The sequence below is a fragment of the Phormidesmis sp. 146-12 genome (genome assembly GCF_052939495.1).
The window spans coordinates 1-15,115 of the sequence record NZ_JBJPHS010000053.1 but is presented as its reverse complement, the minus strand read 5'-3'; the positions used below and the strand labels follow the sequence as shown (position 1 = coordinate 15,115).

General features: G+C 48.1%; 19 protein-coding genes. 11 read left to right on the top strand and 8 right to left on the bottom strand.

The window, feature by feature from the left end:
- The first annotated feature begins 76 nt into the window (after nucleotides 1–76).
- Nucleotides 77–898: a Cof-type HAD-IIB family hydrolase gene (locus ACKFKF_RS20750; RefSeq protein ID WP_446859229.1), complete on the top strand. Its 822-nt coding sequence runs from the start codon at nucleotides 77–79 to the stop codon at nucleotides 896–898.
- Between the two features lie 193 nt (nucleotides 899–1,091).
- Here the strand turns inward: ACKFKF_RS20750 and ACKFKF_RS20745 are convergent, their stop codons facing one another.
- A complete protein-coding gene (locus ACKFKF_RS20745; protein ID WP_446869474.1) occupies nucleotides 1,092–1,703 on the bottom strand; it encodes a TetR/AcrR family transcriptional regulator in 612 nt (203 codons plus the stop codon).
- Nucleotides 1,704–1,814: 111 nt separating this feature from the next.
- Between ACKFKF_RS20745 and ACKFKF_RS20740 the strand changes: the two genes are divergently transcribed.
- Genes ACKFKF_RS20740 through ACKFKF_RS20730 form a run of 3 tightly spaced genes read left to right on the top strand, consistent with a single transcriptional unit; the run spans nucleotide 1,815 to nucleotide 4,953 of the window.
- Nucleotides 1,815–3,002, top strand: a complete 1,188-nt coding sequence (locus ACKFKF_RS20740; protein WP_446869473.1) for an HlyD family efflux transporter periplasmic adaptor subunit — start codon at nucleotides 1,815–1,817, stop codon at nucleotides 3,000–3,002.
- On the top strand, nucleotides 2,999–4,222 hold the full coding sequence (gene devC / locus ACKFKF_RS20735; protein WP_446869472.1) for an ABC transporter permease DevC: 1,224 nt from the start codon (nucleotides 2,999–3,001) through the stop codon (nucleotides 4,220–4,222). The genes ACKFKF_RS20740 and devC overlap by 4 nt, the downstream gene beginning before the upstream one ends.
- 8 nt (nucleotides 4,223–4,230) lie before the next feature.
- Nucleotides 4,231–4,953 carry a DevA family ABC transporter ATP-binding protein gene (locus tag ACKFKF_RS20730; protein WP_446869470.1) on the top strand — a complete coding sequence of 241 codons (723 nt, stop codon included), beginning with the start codon at nucleotides 4,231–4,233 and terminating at the stop codon, nucleotides 4,951–4,953.
- A gap of 248 nt (nucleotides 4,954–5,201) precedes the next feature.
- Here the strand turns inward: ACKFKF_RS20730 and ACKFKF_RS20725 are convergent, their stop codons facing one another.
- Nucleotides 5,202–5,861 carry a TetR/AcrR family transcriptional regulator gene (locus ACKFKF_RS20725; RefSeq protein ID WP_446869469.1) on the bottom strand — a complete coding sequence of 220 codons (660 nt, stop codon included), beginning with the start codon at nucleotides 5,859–5,861 and terminating at the stop codon, nucleotides 5,202–5,204.
- 86 nt (nucleotides 5,862–5,947) lie between these two features.
- On the opposite strand from ACKFKF_RS20725, the gene ACKFKF_RS20720 reads away from it, so the two are divergent.
- The 6 genes from ACKFKF_RS20720 (at nucleotide 5,948) to ACKFKF_RS20695 (ending at nucleotide 8,645) form a co-directional block, all read left to right on the top strand.
- Complete coding sequence (locus tag ACKFKF_RS20720) at nucleotides 5,948–6,337, top strand: (2Fe-2S) ferredoxin domain-containing protein (protein WP_446869468.1); 390 nt, start codon at nucleotides 5,948–5,950, stop codon at nucleotides 6,335–6,337.
- 13 nt (nucleotides 6,338–6,350) lie between these two features.
- Complete coding sequence (locus tag ACKFKF_RS20715) at nucleotides 6,351–6,707, top strand: darcynin family protein (RefSeq protein ID WP_446869467.1); 357 nt, start codon at nucleotides 6,351–6,353, stop codon at nucleotides 6,705–6,707.
- Between the two features lie 234 nt (nucleotides 6,708–6,941).
- Entirely contained in the window at nucleotides 6,942–7,625 is a 684-nt protein-coding gene (locus ACKFKF_RS20710; RefSeq protein ID WP_446869466.1) for a tetratricopeptide repeat protein, read from the top strand.
- A 127-nt stretch (nucleotides 7,626–7,752) separates the two neighbouring features.
- Nucleotides 7,753–8,097, top strand: coding sequence for a XisH family protein (locus ACKFKF_RS20705; protein WP_446869465.1), 345 nt, complete (start codon nucleotides 7,753–7,755; stop codon nucleotides 8,095–8,097).
- Nucleotides 8,098–8,155: 58 nt separating this feature from the next.
- Nucleotides 8,156–8,491, top strand: a complete 336-nt coding sequence (locus ACKFKF_RS20700; protein ID WP_446869464.1) for an element excision factor XisI family protein — start codon at nucleotides 8,156–8,158, stop codon at nucleotides 8,489–8,491.
- Nucleotides 8,478–8,645: a hypothetical protein gene (locus tag ACKFKF_RS20695; RefSeq protein WP_446869463.1), complete on the top strand. Its 168-nt coding sequence runs from the start codon at nucleotides 8,478–8,480 to the stop codon at nucleotides 8,643–8,645. Before ACKFKF_RS20700 ends, ACKFKF_RS20695 begins: the two co-directional genes overlap by 14 nt.
- Before the next feature lie 5 nt (nucleotides 8,646–8,650).
- On the opposite strand, the gene ACKFKF_RS20690 is transcribed toward ACKFKF_RS20695, so the two are convergent.
- The 6 genes from ACKFKF_RS20690 to ACKFKF_RS20665 form a co-directional block, all read right to left on the bottom strand.
- On the bottom strand, nucleotides 8,651–9,004 hold the full coding sequence (locus ACKFKF_RS20690; protein WP_446859220.1) for a type II toxin-antitoxin system PemK/MazF family toxin: 354 nt from the start codon (nucleotides 9,002–9,004) through the stop codon (nucleotides 8,651–8,653).
- A gap of 2 nt (nucleotides 9,005–9,006) precedes the next feature.
- Nucleotides 9,007–9,240 (bottom strand): hypothetical protein, encoded by a 234-nt coding sequence (locus ACKFKF_RS20685; RefSeq protein WP_446869462.1) that lies wholly within the window; start codon nucleotides 9,238–9,240, stop codon nucleotides 9,007–9,009.
- Between the two features lie 199 nt (nucleotides 9,241–9,439).
- Nucleotides 9,440–10,330, bottom strand: coding sequence for a hypothetical protein (locus tag ACKFKF_RS20680; protein WP_446869461.1), 891 nt, complete (start codon nucleotides 10,328–10,330; stop codon nucleotides 9,440–9,442).
- A gap of 64 nt (nucleotides 10,331–10,394) precedes the next feature.
- Nucleotides 10,395–11,063, bottom strand: a complete 669-nt coding sequence (locus ACKFKF_RS20675) for an ABC transporter ATP-binding protein (RefSeq protein ID WP_446859215.1) — start codon at nucleotides 11,061–11,063, stop codon at nucleotides 10,395–10,397.
- A 43-nt stretch (nucleotides 11,064–11,106) separates the two neighbouring features.
- Nucleotides 11,107–12,381, bottom strand: a complete 1,275-nt coding sequence (locus ACKFKF_RS20670; RefSeq protein ID WP_446869460.1) for an ABC transporter permease — start codon at nucleotides 12,379–12,381, stop codon at nucleotides 11,107–11,109.
- Nucleotides 12,381–13,910: an efflux RND transporter periplasmic adaptor subunit gene (locus tag ACKFKF_RS20665; RefSeq protein WP_446869459.1), complete on the bottom strand. Its 1,530-nt coding sequence runs from the start codon at nucleotides 13,908–13,910 to the stop codon at nucleotides 12,381–12,383. Before ACKFKF_RS20665 ends, ACKFKF_RS20670 begins: the two co-directional genes overlap by 1 nt.
- A 247-nt stretch (nucleotides 13,911–14,157) precedes the next feature.
- Between ACKFKF_RS20665 and ACKFKF_RS20660 the strand changes: the two genes are divergently transcribed.
- A complete protein-coding gene (locus tag ACKFKF_RS20660; protein WP_446869458.1) occupies nucleotides 14,158–14,766 on the top strand; it encodes a hypothetical protein in 609 nt (202 codons plus the stop codon).
- The last annotated feature ends 349 nt before the right edge of the window (nucleotides 14,767–15,115 follow it).

Here is a 15,115-nt window from a genome sequence, read left to right as displayed (position 1 = left end):
CGTCTAATGTCCAATGTTTGATGTCCAATGTCTGATGTCTAATATCCAATATCCCTGACCAAATTTAATGAAAATGATGCAGTCCGATCTTCGCTTATTGGTTTTGGATATCGACGGTACGATCGCAGGTCACTCCAATCAAATTAATCCATCGGTTCTCAGCGCCATTCGAGCGGCTCAACAAAAGGGCGTTGAGGTGGCGATCGCCACAGGGCGAATGTATCGATCGGCGCTGCGCTTTCATCAAATGGTGGGTTCTCGGTTGCCGCTGATCGCCTATCAAGGAGCCTGGATTCAAGATCCTGCCACTGAGAAAGTACATCGCCATTGGTCAGTGCCCAGAGAACAGGTATCAGCCCTGCTGGACTACTTTGAACGGACAGAATTGAAGGCGCTGCTGTCGGTGCATTTCTATATTAATGACCAGCTATACGTTCGAGAAATCACGCCCGAAACGAAGGCCTATTCAGAACGATCGGGCATTCAACCCATTGCTGTCGGAGATCTGCGAACGACTTTGGAGACTGAGCCAACTAAAGTTTTGGCCCTCAGCGATGACACGGATCTGATCACACAACTTCTCGGATCATTGCAAAAGCAGTACACGCCTGCCGAACTCTATCTGACAAAATCAGTCGCCACCTTTTTTGAAGCGACCCATCCCTCTGCTAACAAAGGATCGGCGGTTTGCTACCTCGCCGAAGAGCTACTCGGACTCAAGCCAGAAAACGTGATGACGATCGGAGACAATTTTAACGATGTCGAAATGCTCGAATATGCTGGGGTCGGCGTTGCGATGGGGAATGCGCCAGAGGCTGTGCAGGCGATCGCTCAGTGGGTTGCTCCCAGTGTAGAAGCAGATGGAGCGGCGGCGGCGATCGAAGAATTTTTGCTCTGAGACTACCATTTGAGAGAAAACTTATAACCTTCCTTTATCAGTTCGTTCGAGCCTGATCTGAAATAAAACGAAGGCTTGGAGCTTTTAGATTTTCTCTAGTTACAACGAATCGGCCCTACTTCAGAACAGGATGTATATGAATTCAGAGTTGCACATCGCGCACGATCGACGATTCTTAGTTTGCTCAACTCATTCAAGTGATCAGGTTAATCAAATTATCGACGAGTCGATCGCGATCCATTGGCACAATATCCCCACTATGCAACATCTCCTGAGTAATCAGCAGAAAAATCAATGTCCCCATAAACATATGAGCAACGGCGGCAGGATCAGCTAGATTCAAGTCTGGACAATCTGTTAGATACTGAGTCAGGGCATTCAGGATCGGCTTATCCATGTGTTGTACAAAGGCTCTTCCGAGTTCTGGAAATCGACCCGACTCGCCCAACACCAATCGGATAAACGTAATTTTTTCAGAATTGTTGATGCAGCTATCTAAAATACTGTTGGCCAACTGACGCAGTACGACTTGAGGCGACTCTTGAGACTTGAGTAAATCATGAGGACAGCTTGCCCATTGCGTCTTTTGCACCCATTGCGCGGTCAAAGCATTAAACAATCCTTCTTTGTCTTGAAAGTGGCTGTAGAGCGTTGGCTTAGACACCCCTGCGGCGATCGCCACCCGATCCATTGTGGTGCCCACATAGCCTTGTTTGAGAAAGACACGCATTGCCCCTTCTAAGATGGCAGCCGTTTTTTCGGGCGATCGCTGACGGGCAGAATTAGCAGACTGGGACGGTTCCATCGATCAGATCAAAAATTGGACTTGACACAATTTTACTAAATGGTTTAGTTTAATAGCAAATCTTACTTAACTAAACCGTTTAGTTAAACTCTACACCACGAGGCAAGCACCATGCAGAGTCCCACGATCGACCGAAAGCGGCTCCCGTCCTGGAAGCTTTTGGGAATCGCCGCTGTGATTTTATTAGGCGGAACGGGCGCTTTTACGCGTTGGCGTAAAAGCGCCCGTTCCTCTGCTCAGACCGCTCAACCCGTCGAAAAGGCTGCTCCCCAACAGCCAACCGTCACCGCTTTGGGCTACCTCGAACCTCAAGGCAGAGTGATCAAACTTTCTGCACCCAACGCTTCTGGTGGCTCTAGTCGCGTTGAACAACTTCTAGTCAAACAGGGAGATAGCGTTAAAGCGGGACAAGCGATCGCCGTGTTGGATAATCGCGATCGCCTCCAAGCCGCCCTTCAAGAAGCCCAGCAACAGGTAAACGTTGTCCAGTCAAATCTAGCCGTAGTCAAAGCTGGCGCTAAACAAGGTGAAGTGACTGCTCAACAAGCCGAGATTGTTCGGTTAGAAGCCCAGCGACAGGGAGATCTTGAAGCCCAGAGTGCGACGGTCGATCGACTTCAAGCAGAATTGCAAAACGCCCAAACAGAAACCCAGCGCTATGAGGTTCTCTATCAGCAGGGTGCTACATCCGCTTCTCTGCGAGATAGCAAAGCTTTGACGCTAAAGACCGCACAGCGCAACCTACAAGAAGCCCAGGCCGTGTTAAATCGAATTCAAACCACACGATCACCCGAACTCACCGCCGCCAAAGCCACCCTCGATCGCATTGCCGAAGTGCGCCCCGTTGATGTCGAAGCAGCACAGTCACAGGTCGATCGGGCGATCGCTGCCGTCCAACAAGCCAAGGCCCAACTCGATTTGGCAACCGTTCGCGCTCCTCAAAATGGTGTTGTTCTGGATATTCACACTCGTCCCGGTGAGCTAGTTTCGAGTGATGGCATCGTGGAACTGGGGCGCACCCGTCAAATGACCGCCCTTCTTGAAGTTTATGAGACAGACATTCGCAAGATCAGACTGGGGCAACTAACCAAACTGTTTGCCGATAGTCTCACAGCGCCACTTTTGGGCAGCGTCATCGAAATTGGTGCGAAAGTGAAGCGTCAGAATGTGGTGAACTCAGATACTTCTGCCAACATTGATGCGCGTGTGGTCGAAGTCCGGGTGCAACTAGATAGAGACTCTGCCCAGAAAGTCGTCGGATTAACGAACTTGCAGGTGACAGGAGAGATTCAACAATGACGTTGACCCAACCAAAACCGCATCAACCGGAGACCCCTCAACCTCGCCTGTCTAAACTTAGATTTTGGCAAGACCGCACACCCCTGGGCTGGCTGCAACTAAAGAAGAATAAAGGACGGCTGATGGTCGCGATCGCCGGGATTGGATTCGCTGATCTGTTGATGTTTGCTCAGTTAGGAATTCAGGCGGCCTTGTTTGACAGCAACACATTGCTCAACCGTGGAATCGATGCTGACATTGTGATTCGCAGTGCCCAATATCGCAATTTGAACTTAGCCAATACATTGCCGCGTCGTCGTTTATTTCAGATTAAGGATTTGCCGGGGGTGGAGTCCGCAGAGGCACTTTACGTCGCGAATGGGGTGTGGAAAAATCCGCAAACTCGTCGCAAAACTCAGCTTACGTTAGTCGGTCAAAATCTAGAACGTCCCGCCTTTACCTTTGATGAAGTCAATCGAAATCTAGATAAGCTCAAGCAACCCGATACGTTTTTGTTCGATCGCAACACTCGTGGAGACTACGCCGAAGTCGTTGCTCAAGTCAAAAAAGGGCAGACAGTCAAAACAGAAATCGATCGTCGCACCATTCAAATTGCTGGTTTGTTCTCTTTGGGAGCCTCCTTTGCGACAGATGGCACGCTGATCACCAGTCAAGAAAACTTCTTGCGCTTCTTTCCTCAACAGGGCGCAGGACAGATCACTTTAGGGTTGATCAAAGTGCAGCCGGGTCACGATCCCAACCAGGTGCTATCTCAGATCAAAGCGATTTTGCCTGCTGATACGATCGCATCTACCAAACAAGAATTTGTCACGTTTGAGCAAGCCTACTGGGAAAAGAACACCCCGATCGGCATTGTCTTTACGTTTGGAACCGTTATGGCATTTGTCGTGGGAACTGTGATTGTGTTTCAGATCCTTTCGACCGATGTCAATGAACACATGGGAGAATATGCCACCTTTAAGGCGATGGGCTACCGCGATCGCTATCTACTTCTCATTGTATTTGAGGAAGCGATCTTACTTGCAATGTTGGGATTTATTCCAGGATTAGGCTTGGCGTTGGGACAGTATGCGTTAATTCAAAGCGCGGCGGCGCTACCGATTTCGATGACATTTTCACGGCTTGCCTTTGTTTTCTTTCTGACGATGGTGATGTGTAGTGTGTCTGGGATGATTGCAACCCGCAAAATTCAGTCCGCTGACCCAGCCGATATTTTCTAGGAGGAGCTATGAACCTAATTCTGAATGGAGTGCAGCCTGCGATCGCCGTTGAAAATCTAGATCACTTCTTCGGCAAAGGTGACCTTCGTAAGCAAGCCCTATTTGAGGTTAATTTAGCGATTGCTGCGGGTGAAATTGTAATCCTCACAGGGCCATCAGGCTCCGGTAAAACGACGCTGCTCTCATTGATGGGTGGCTTACGATCGCCCCAGTCTGGTAGCCTGCGAATTCTCAATACCGAGCTAGTGGGTGCCGCCAAAAACATTGCAGTCAAGGCGCGGCGATCGTGTGGCTATATCTTTCAAGCGCACAATCTACATGGGAGCCTTACAGCCCAAGAGAATGTGATGATGGGGCTAGAAATGCATGGGGCTTTCCCGCGTCATGAGAGGCGCGATCGAGCAGTCAGAATGTTAGAGCTAGTTGGTTTAGAAGCGCGAACTCAATATTATCCTGACAATCTTTCGGGTGGGCAAAAACAACGAGTCGCGATCGCGCGTGCCCTGGTCAGTCATCCACAGATTGTATTAGCTGACGAACCAACTGCCGCCTTGGACAAACAATCGGGTCGCGATGTCGTCAACATCATGCAAAAGCTGGCCAAGGAACAAGGTTGCACAATTCTAATGGTGACGCACGACAATCGGATTTTGGACATTGCCGATCGTATTGTCTACATGGAAGACGGCAAACTAATCGCAACGCCCGAAATGTCAGCACAGCCAGCATAACTTCAATAGACTTCCTGCACGAATCATAGATGCCCTCCGAAGGCTCTTGCGAAGCTAACATTAATTGCCAGGGATTCTGTCCACAATCGTTAAGTCAGTGACAATGATTGCTCTAAGCACTGCTTAGAATTAGGAATTAGACAACCATCACTCACTTTTATAGGATGTAGGAGCCTTCTCGGATCTGCAACCCCTTGCGAGTATCTCGAAGAGCGAGAAGCGAAGAAGTTCATCGAACTGACGTTTTGTTAAGAACTTAGAGGCGGCGATCGCGTTAAGTAGAGTAGTAAAAGATTAGAAACTTCTTGTTCAAACCGTCCATCGTTTATAAAGCCTGGATGCTCAATGACGGCTGAATGGCACAAAGCTTCAACTGTGCGACTCATGATGAAAACTGTCATCTCAATATTTTGGGGATAAAAATGGCCCATTGTAGGTATCTCTTCAAGATCGCTCCACCGGGCAAGATAGGTTTTCAACAATTCTGTGATGTGTTCATCCGCCTTTTGCATTTGCTGCAATCGTTCTGAACGGGGAATTTCCTCATTTAAAACCTGATGGAGACGTGGATTGATCGCATGAGCCGCAATAACTGCTTTCACAAGTTTAGGGATAGCAATCTCCAAGGGTGCGTCAGACAAATGGTTTGGTTTTGATTCGACTAATCTGGCGATTTCATCGGAGTGTTGTTCCACTAGGGCAGCCATCAACGATTCCCGATTTGGAAAGTATTGATACAAGGAGCCGATACTGATTCCTGCACGTTCTGCAATGCGGTTTGTGTTGGCTTTGTCGTAGCCTTCCTCGGTCAAAATGTGAGCGGTTGCCTCTAATATCGCTTCAACTGTCATTCGAGAACGGTCTTGCTGCGGCAGTTTGCGAGGAATTGTAGAATGTTTTCGCGGCATCAAAGCACCTCAATCAAATGCGAGTTGGCGAACACGAGTAATAACTCATATCATACGAGCAATCCCTCATATTTGAGCGAGACGTTATGAAGTCACCCCAGCACCGCATTTTCGTTTGTACAAAGCAGCGCTCGGCAAATGATCCAAAAGGTTGTTGCTGCAACGCAGATGCACTAGAAATCTACCAAGCCTTCCAAGATGAAATTCAAAAGCGGCAATTAGGCGATCGCGTCGAAGTTCGGAGATCGGGATGTTTAGATCAGTGTGAATCTGGAGCGATCGCGTTAGTTTACCAGCCCAGCCGGAACGAGTTTTCCTGGCTACCCACAAAACTTCGGCTGAAATTACGACGGCTGTTCATTCCCAAGCGGTTTCTGTATGGTCATTTGACTTGCACAGATGTTCCTGAGATCGTTGACAGCCATTTCATCCAGGGTCAGGCACTACAACGATGCCAAATTTCTACTAATTCATGAATCAGGAGACTGTATGACAACCCCATCAAAAGCGCTGAATTATACCTATTTCATGCTGGTCAAGACGACGACAGCCTGGCTACAACTTTCTGCAAAGGAGCGATTTAAGTTTCTTGAAACGGTCATTTCACCGCTTCTCAAAAAATACCCGTTTGTGAAACTGCGATTCTTTGATTCCGAAGCATTTTCTGGACACTTTACCGACGTTTTGATGTGGGAAGCATCCGAAGTTAAGGATTACCAATTTCTCGTTGAGGAGCTTCGCGAAACGTTATTCTGGGGAACGTATTTTGAAGTTGTCGAAATTGTTCCCGCTATTGAAAATGCATATGCTCTCTATTACAACGTAGAGCCTATACCTGGGAGGTAGCTGAAGGTATAGTTAATTGCAACGATATGTCTAAACGCCAAAGGTTGGAAGGAGCAAGGGGCGGCAGCCAATCGTTTCAAAGTTATGATTGAGGCGATTTGTTGATTGTCAGAAGCGATCAACCTTGAATTGGGAAAGCGCTGGCTATTGGCAGATTGGAAGATTTAACGAGGTCAACCAGATGCCAAGAGACGTGAGAAGTGCTTAAAATTCAGATGTGATTCAGGCAAAATGATGCGCGCTTCTCAGATTTGTGGGCTTCTGATCTCGGTGCTGTTGAGTGGTGTTTTCAACCCTAGACCTCTGTTGTCTATGACGGCGGTGCAGTATCGCGATCGCGGGCTTCAGCTTCGAGAACAAGGGCAACTTGCGACGGCGATCGCATCTCTCCAAAAAGCGGTTGAACTGGAGCCAGCCAATGTTTCAGGTCGCGTTAGTCTGGGATGGACGCTGCATTTAGCAAAGCGAGATTCAGAAGCCGCCGCGATGTTGGAACAAACGATCGCCTTCAATCCCTTTGATGTTCAGACCTTCAATGCGTTGGGAATTGTCTATCTGGTGAGCGATCGATTGCCTGATGCGGTCATAACTCACACCTGGGCATCGTTCCTGGCACCTCAAAATGAAATTGCTCCCTACAATCTGAGCTTGGCGTTTTGGCGACTAAAGGCTTATGATTGGGCGATCGCGTCTGCAAAACGAGCCGCTGAATTGGAACCCAACAATCCTCATCCCTGGGTGGCTCTAGCGATCGCTCACTGGAGCAATGGAGAACGCAAACTTGCACAACAAGCCTATCAGCAAGCGATCGCTCAAGACGGACGATATGGTGATCGCGACTTTCTCAAATATCTAGACGAAGCGGGGTTTAGCGCAAGTCAAATTGCCGTATCCAGAGAAGTCTTAGCAGCTTTGTAGCGCATTCCATATTCTCACTTGATGGAATGCAGAGTTGTATACACTGCAAGGTTTTTCTAGAAATGGCTGCGCGCTCGGCTATTCTTAAAATCGATTTACAATAAGAAGAGCAACTCAGTTCTGCTCTATGCCTGCCAAAGACCTTTATCACAACACGGTGAAAACTGCCTTGATCAAAGATGGCTGGACGATTACCGACGACCCTTTGACTCTAGCAATTGGTGAGCGGGATCTCTATATTGACCTGGGTGCAGAGAAATTGCTGATTGCCGATCGTGGTAGTCAAAAGATTGCTGTAGAAGTGAAAAGCTTTATTAGTGCATCGCCCGTCAGGGATTTAGAAAATGCCCTTGGGCAATACGTTCTTTACGAAGACATCATTGCTGAAGACTATCCAGAGCGTATTCTCTACCTCGCGGTTCGAGAGGAAGTGTATCTTACTTTTTTTCTGAACCAATTGTGCAAATTCTGATGAGAAAACGTCATATTAAAGTTTTGATTTTTGATGAAATTCAGGAGGTTATTACCCAATGGATAAGCTAAACAGCTATCGCAACATCCTGCACAAATTATTGTCAGAACACGCACTGATTATGAGCAAGCCCGATCACGTCACCAGTACCGTCATCGTCAGCGAAGACCAGAACCATTTTATGGTGGTCAATGAAGGCTGGGAAGGTAAAAAACGGATTCATAGCTTGATTTTCCATGCTGAAATTCGCAATGGCAAACTCTGGATGCATCACGATGGTATCGATCGCGGCATCACTGAAGATCTTGTTGCCGCAGGCATTCCCCAAGACCAGATTGTGCTGGCTTTTCACTCCCCTGAGATTCGATCACATACTGGATATGCCGTGGTGTAGCCACTTTTTGGAGAATCATCCCTCCGTAGTTGTCACAAGTGCGATCGCTCAAGACGGACGATATGGCGATCGTGACTTTCTCAAATATCTAGACGAAGCGGGGTTTAGCGCCAGTCAAATTGCAGCATCAAGAGAAGTCTTAGCAGCGTTGTAGTTATCTTACGAGTCATATCCTAAAGTTAGCAAAACCACTTCTTCCAAGGAAACAATGACTTCTAAACTCAGTTGCCCAAGCCTGCGAATCATACGAGTTTTGTCCAGCACCCGCATTTGAAAACACAGGGCAACAGAATCTTGGCTGAGTCCGCCATCACCTTGTTTGATCAGTAAGCATATGGGCAGGGCGGCGCGACGTTGGTTGGTCGTGAGGGGAATGGCAATAGTCGTGCTTGAGAATTGAGAAACAAGGTCATTTTGAAAGATGATGACGGGGCGAATGCCTGCTTGCTCAGAACCTTGAGTCGGATTGAGATCGGCCAGCCAGATTTCACCTCGTTTAAGCAGGTTGCTCATATTTAGTCTTCCTGACTGAGCATTGCTGCATAGTCATTCATGCCTGCTTCGGCAAGAGCGCGGTCTTCGTCAGAAAACTCTGTAAATAGGGCAGCCAGTTGTTTTGGGTCGAGGATGGCCTGACGGTGACGCTGATCGCGAAACTTCAGAAAAGCAATGAAATCAGCCACTTGTTGAAGTTGCTCAGGAGTCAGTTGATCTAAATCTTGTTTGAGGGCTTCAGTAGTAATAGACATAGGGGAAAATAACAGATAAAAGTTTTCTCTATTGTGTGAACTCAGTCGCGATTTCAACTCAATCATAAACTTTTGCCTGCACTCCTACTCAATAATGCAGGCAACAGAACGTTCGAGATCACCGGACGCAGATAAACCTTGGCAACTCAACCGACCAATTTGTACGTTCTAATCCAGCGCAGTTGTTAGCTGTCGGGACTCACACTGACGATTCTTGATTCCAGTTTTTGTTTTTGAGATGTTCATTGACCCAATATTCGTAGCCTTTCTTTATGAAGCCTAACGGCAATGGAGCCGTAGCTAGAGGGTTATGAAACAGTAAGAGTGCCCTGCTAACCTCTGTTGGATAATTGAAAGCATCTACACATGAATAAATAACGGCGCTTATTCCAGAATGTTCAGGATTCAGAAAGGAAGTAGTCTCTATTTCCACACCAGATATTTTAATGACTTCCCCTTGATACTCGTAGCTGGTTTCGGTTACTTCTAGAGTCTCTCTACTCAAATGCAAAACTTGAAATCCAAAAGGCAAAAGAGATCTGACGATTCTGGGGATTTCAAGTTCACGACTTGCTGAAGGCACTTGAGCCGCATTGATAGCAATGATGTACGGTTCTTCTGAGCTAACCCAATTCTTCTCTCTATAGCGTTTGTGCTTCCTACTTTTTTCAGCAAATGCATTCAATAACCGAAGCTTGATTTGGTCGTCGGGGACAGATCTTACAGTGCCAAGTTCTGCTTCTTGAACGGCATCATTTCCTTGTCCTGGAGAGGCTGTGACAGCTTCTATCCATATTTTTGAGCCATCATCAGCATTGATACAAATGTCTGGGCCGTCTCGACTACTACTACGTTGAAGGTTCAAACCTGCTTCAAGCAACGATGCTGCCAGATAAATTTCCCAGAAACGCTGATGAAACTGAACTGGTAGCTCTTTCAAAATATCTGAATCAAGATATTCATGTGTCTTTCCCCAAAGCTGTTCAACAAAGATCTTGGCTTCTTGGCAATGAGAATTTATCTCGTCTTTAATAGCGCAATAAACTTCATCCGTGCCATTGGCTTTAAAGATACTATCCATTTCAGCCATATTTACTCCAGTAGATTGAGACAGCTAACAACTTTCTGAGTAACCGATCGCCTTGCACTTACCCCTATACCACCAGCCCATCTTTAACGTGAATGGTGCGACTAGTCTGGGCGGCGACATCGGGTTCGTGGGTGACAATGACGATCGTAATCCCTTGATTGTTCAAATCGGTGAGCAGGGACATGACTTCTTCAGACGTTTGGGTGTCGAGCGCGCCAGTCGGTTCATCAGCTAGTACGAGAGCGGGACGGTTGACCAAGGCACGGGCGATCGCGACTCGTTGCTGTTGTCCTCCAGATAGTTGACTGGGACGATTGGAGAGCCGTTCTGCCAAACCGACACGAGACAGCGCTTCTTGTGCTTTACGCCGCCGCTCAGATTTGGGAATGCCTGCATACACCATTGGCAACATGACATTCTCTAAAGCCGTCGCACGCGGCAGCAAATTGAACTGTTGAAACACAAAGCCAATGCGCTGATTGCGAATGTAAGCCAACTCATCATTTTCTAGCGTCGTCAAGTTTCGGCCTTCAAGAATATAGTGGCCGTCTGTGGCGCGATCGAGACAACCAATAATATTCATCAATGTCGATTTACCTGATCCTGACATACCCATAATCGCCACATATTCACCTTCTTGAATGTCAAGATCAATGCCCTTTAACACAGGAACATCGACTTCACCCAGTCGGTAAGTTTTGGTGATGTTCTCCATCCAAATCATTGTTGCCATCAGTTTAATTACTTTGAGAACAAGATAATGTTATTTCCCGATCCTAATCACTTCTCAGGGCGGCGATCGGGTCAAGTCGAGCCGCATTTCGAGCCGGAATTACGCCTGCAATCAGTCCAACGGTGAGTGCGAGAACAATACCTGCGACGATCGACCCCACCGAAATCACAAACGGAAAGCTAAATAGCGATGAGGCGGCGAATGCTAAACCAATTCCGATCGCCACGCCTGCCGCTCCACCCAGTAAAGAAACGAGAATGGCTTCGGTAAGAAACTGATTGAGAACAGCGCTGTTGGTGGCTCCGATCGCTTTGCGAATGCCAATTTCACGAGTTCGTTCGACGACTGAAACGAGCATGATGTTAGCAATTCCGATGCCGCCGACGACGAGAGAAATTCCGGCGATCGCACTGACCATCACGGTAAACAAGCCCACAATGTTGCTAAAAGTGTTGATGATGTCCACTTGGTTGCTGATGCGAAAGTCGTCCGGTTTGGGGGGATAGATGTTGTGGCGAATTCTCAGTAAGTTCGTCACTTGAAACTGCGCCGCTTCTAGCTGTGCCTGATCCTTGGCTTTGAGCCAAAACCCACTGATCGCTTGACCATTTACCGACGTATTGCCCACCAGTTGAGACGACATATTGGTTAAGGGAACATACACCCGATCGTCTTGATCTTGTCCGCCCACCGATCCCTTTGCCTCCATCACGCCGATCACGGTATAGCGACCATTTTGCACCCGCACCGTTTCTCCGATCGCAGGGGCACCCGGTGGAAACAAATCACTCCGCACTTTGCTGCCCAAAACGACGACCGAACTTGCATTGTCCAAATCTTGTTGTGTGAAAAACTGCCCTTCTTGAGGATAGATTTCTTTGACGTTGGGATAATTTAACTCCACGCCCAAAATTGAAGTCGATTCGTTTTGATCGCCGTATACGACCTGGCCGCCTCGCTGCAAATAAGCCGTCACCGACTCTGCCGCGGGAACTTGTCGGGCGATCGCTTGTGAGTCTTCCCAGGTCAACGTACTTGCAGTGCCCGACCCTTGACTAATGCCGCCCGTTCTCGCAACGCCTGCCAACACCAGCATCACATTCGTTCCCAAAGCTTGAATCTGCTGTTCGGTTGCTTTCTGCACGCCCTGCCCAACGGACGTTACTGTAATCACCGAAGCGATACCAATCACGACACCCAGCATGGTCAAACCGGTTCGTAGTCGGTTACTCCACAGCGCTTCCACTGCCATTGTCAAAACTTCCATTAAGGAAATCTTGGTCGGTCGAATCGGTGCAATTTTTTCAATCATGCCCATTAGCTGCCTCCTCGTCTGCTGCCGCCCGACCCACCCGGAGAACCGCCGCCCATTCCAGGAATCACGGAAGGCGTTCGCGAGGCTGGCCGCTCGCCTTGAGGAAAGCTCAGTAGCACTTTGTCACCTGCTTTTAGCCCCGAAACGACGACGGTTTTATCTTCAAATGAGGCACCTGTCGTGATGGGTTGAAACTTCGATCGCCGATTGCCGCCCGATTCTCCCGAAGTAGAATTGTCCCCACCCGCCAGCAAAACCCCCGTTCCCTGTTCTTGTCGCACGATCGCCACCGTGGGAATTACCAGCGCATTGTCCAAAGTGCCGACCTTGAAATTTACGCTGACATTCATCCCCGCTTGCAGTTGATTTTTGGGATCATCCAGCGACATTTTGACTTCAAAAAAGGTGACATTTTGTTCGACCGTCGATTGCGTCGCGACCTGCCTGACTTTTCCTGAAAACGACTGACCGGGGAAGGCATCGGCGGCGATCGTGACATCCATTCCCACTTTGATTTTAGAAATGCTGCTTTCGGGCACTTTAGCCACAATCTGATTGGTCGAAGCCAGAGACAAAATCGAAGAAGAAGTCGCCGACGAAACCGAACTGCCCGAAGTCGTCGGAGTCACAAACGCACCCGGATCGGCAAATTTGCGCGTGATTACCCCATTAAAGGGAGCGCGAATAACGGTATCGTTTAGCTGTGACTGCACCGTTTGCAACGCGCCTTTCGCATTCATCACTTGAGCGCGGGCCGTGGCGATATCTTCCTCGCGGGAGCCAGATTTTTGTAAACTGAGCGCCTGTTTAGCCTGTTCGACTTGGGCGCGGGCGGTGGCAATATCTTCGGGACGAGACCCCACCTGCTGCAAGTTTAATCCTTGTTTGGCTTGTTCGACCTGTGCTCTGGCAGTGTTGTAGGCAGTGCGAGAGGTGTCAAATTCGCGTTGGGAAAGGGCACCTGCTGCATAAAGCTGCTGATTTTGGTTAAAGGTGAGGCTGGCCTGCTGCAAACTGGCTTGCGCCGAGGTCAATTCTGCTTGCGCCTGAGCGACTTCTTGAGGACGATTGCCCGCCAGAAGTTTGTCCAAGTTTGCCTGAGCCGATGCTAATTGAGCCTGAGCTTGCGCGACTTCTTGAGGACGATTGCCTGCTAGAAGTTTGTCCAAATTTGCTTGCGCCGATGCTAATTGAGCCTGAGCCTGAGTCTGCTGTCCTTGAAGATTGGAGGAATCCATGTAAGCAAGCACCTGACCCGCAGTGACGCGATCGCCCTCCTTAACGAGCAGTTGTTTGAGTACGCCGGAGTTTTTGGGACTCATATTCACCGATCGTTCTGGCTGTACCGTTCCATTTGCAGAAATGGTCACAGGCACCGTAAGCCGTTCTGCTGTGGCGGTTTGCACGTTGCGTCTGGCTTGCTGCTTGTTTGCCTGAGTGATTTGCCCATAGGCGACGTAGCTGACTCCTGACAGTAGCCCCACCGCTAGAAGCCCCAGCACCCACTTTGGCACCTTAAACTTGAACTTCATGCCATTCACCCGATTTAACTCCCTATAGGGTATTGGATTTTGAACTCGTCTGAGGATCTGTCTGCTTGATCCGTTTACGTAGATCTTAGTTAGACGGGGAGGAGCGATCGCAGGTTCAATCTGTCAGCAATCAAGAGGGAGACACCTGAATGCATCACACATTCTCCTTGGTGCAGATATCAAAGTGAAAATGATTCGCTAGACTCAAGTTTCTCAAAAATTGAAACACTCTTTGAATATAAAGTAGATGGCTAAGAAAAAATCAAAAAACAAGGATCAGAAGTTATCAAAAGCGACTTCAGAGAGGGGCGTTCTTGGCCCAAATATGCGGCAGGTGGGGACTGCGATCGCAGGTGCGGTGATTGGGACGGTAGTCGAAGCGGCGATCGAGCGAATTGCACACAAAAGCGCTTCAAAGCATGACAAAAGTCACACCAATGTAAATTCCACTGTCCCCGTTGATCAGAGCCATTCACACGCTCACAATCACGCTGTTGAGAATGCATCAATGATAGCAACCGACAGCCTTGAGAATACAGCAACGATTGCTAAAGATAGCATTCAGTCTTTGGTACAAGACGTTGTGCCCGCAATCCCGTCTGCAATCCCCGTTGTGGTAGATGCGCTCAAAGAAGTAGTTCAAAACTCAACTCAACAATCTGCAACGACTGAGGAAAATCCGATCATGAAACTTGAAGATGTGAACCTTACGGGAGTGGTTGATACTGTTAAGGAGGCAGTAGATACCATCAATCCTCTCAAGTCTGACAAAAAAGACAAGAAGGATAAGAAGGATAAGAAAAGCAAGAAGGACAAAAAAGCCAAGAAGAAGGGCAAGAAGAATAAGAAATCTTGATGGGCTGAGACGTTGAATACGATCGCTGCTTTGAAGACCGTTTGAGAGGATATTCCTATTCCTCTAGTGTCAGTCTCACTCTAGACGAAGCAAAATTACTGAAAAGCAGCGTAACCTTTTCTCAGTGAGCGTCTTAGCATTCACAATCTGCTTCTGTTCCCTCAAGAGAGTAGAAGCGCGAATGCTGAACAGATTGCTAGAGTGACTTTTCAGCGTTTAGAGTTCAATCTAATTTGCCTAAAGTGATTCGAGAGGGATGTTGTTTACAGTTCTCTATCTACAAAAGATTTGAGAAGGCGTTGCTGATTGGAGGGATGAATCTGTGGGAAGTGTCCATCTTTTCGCCCCC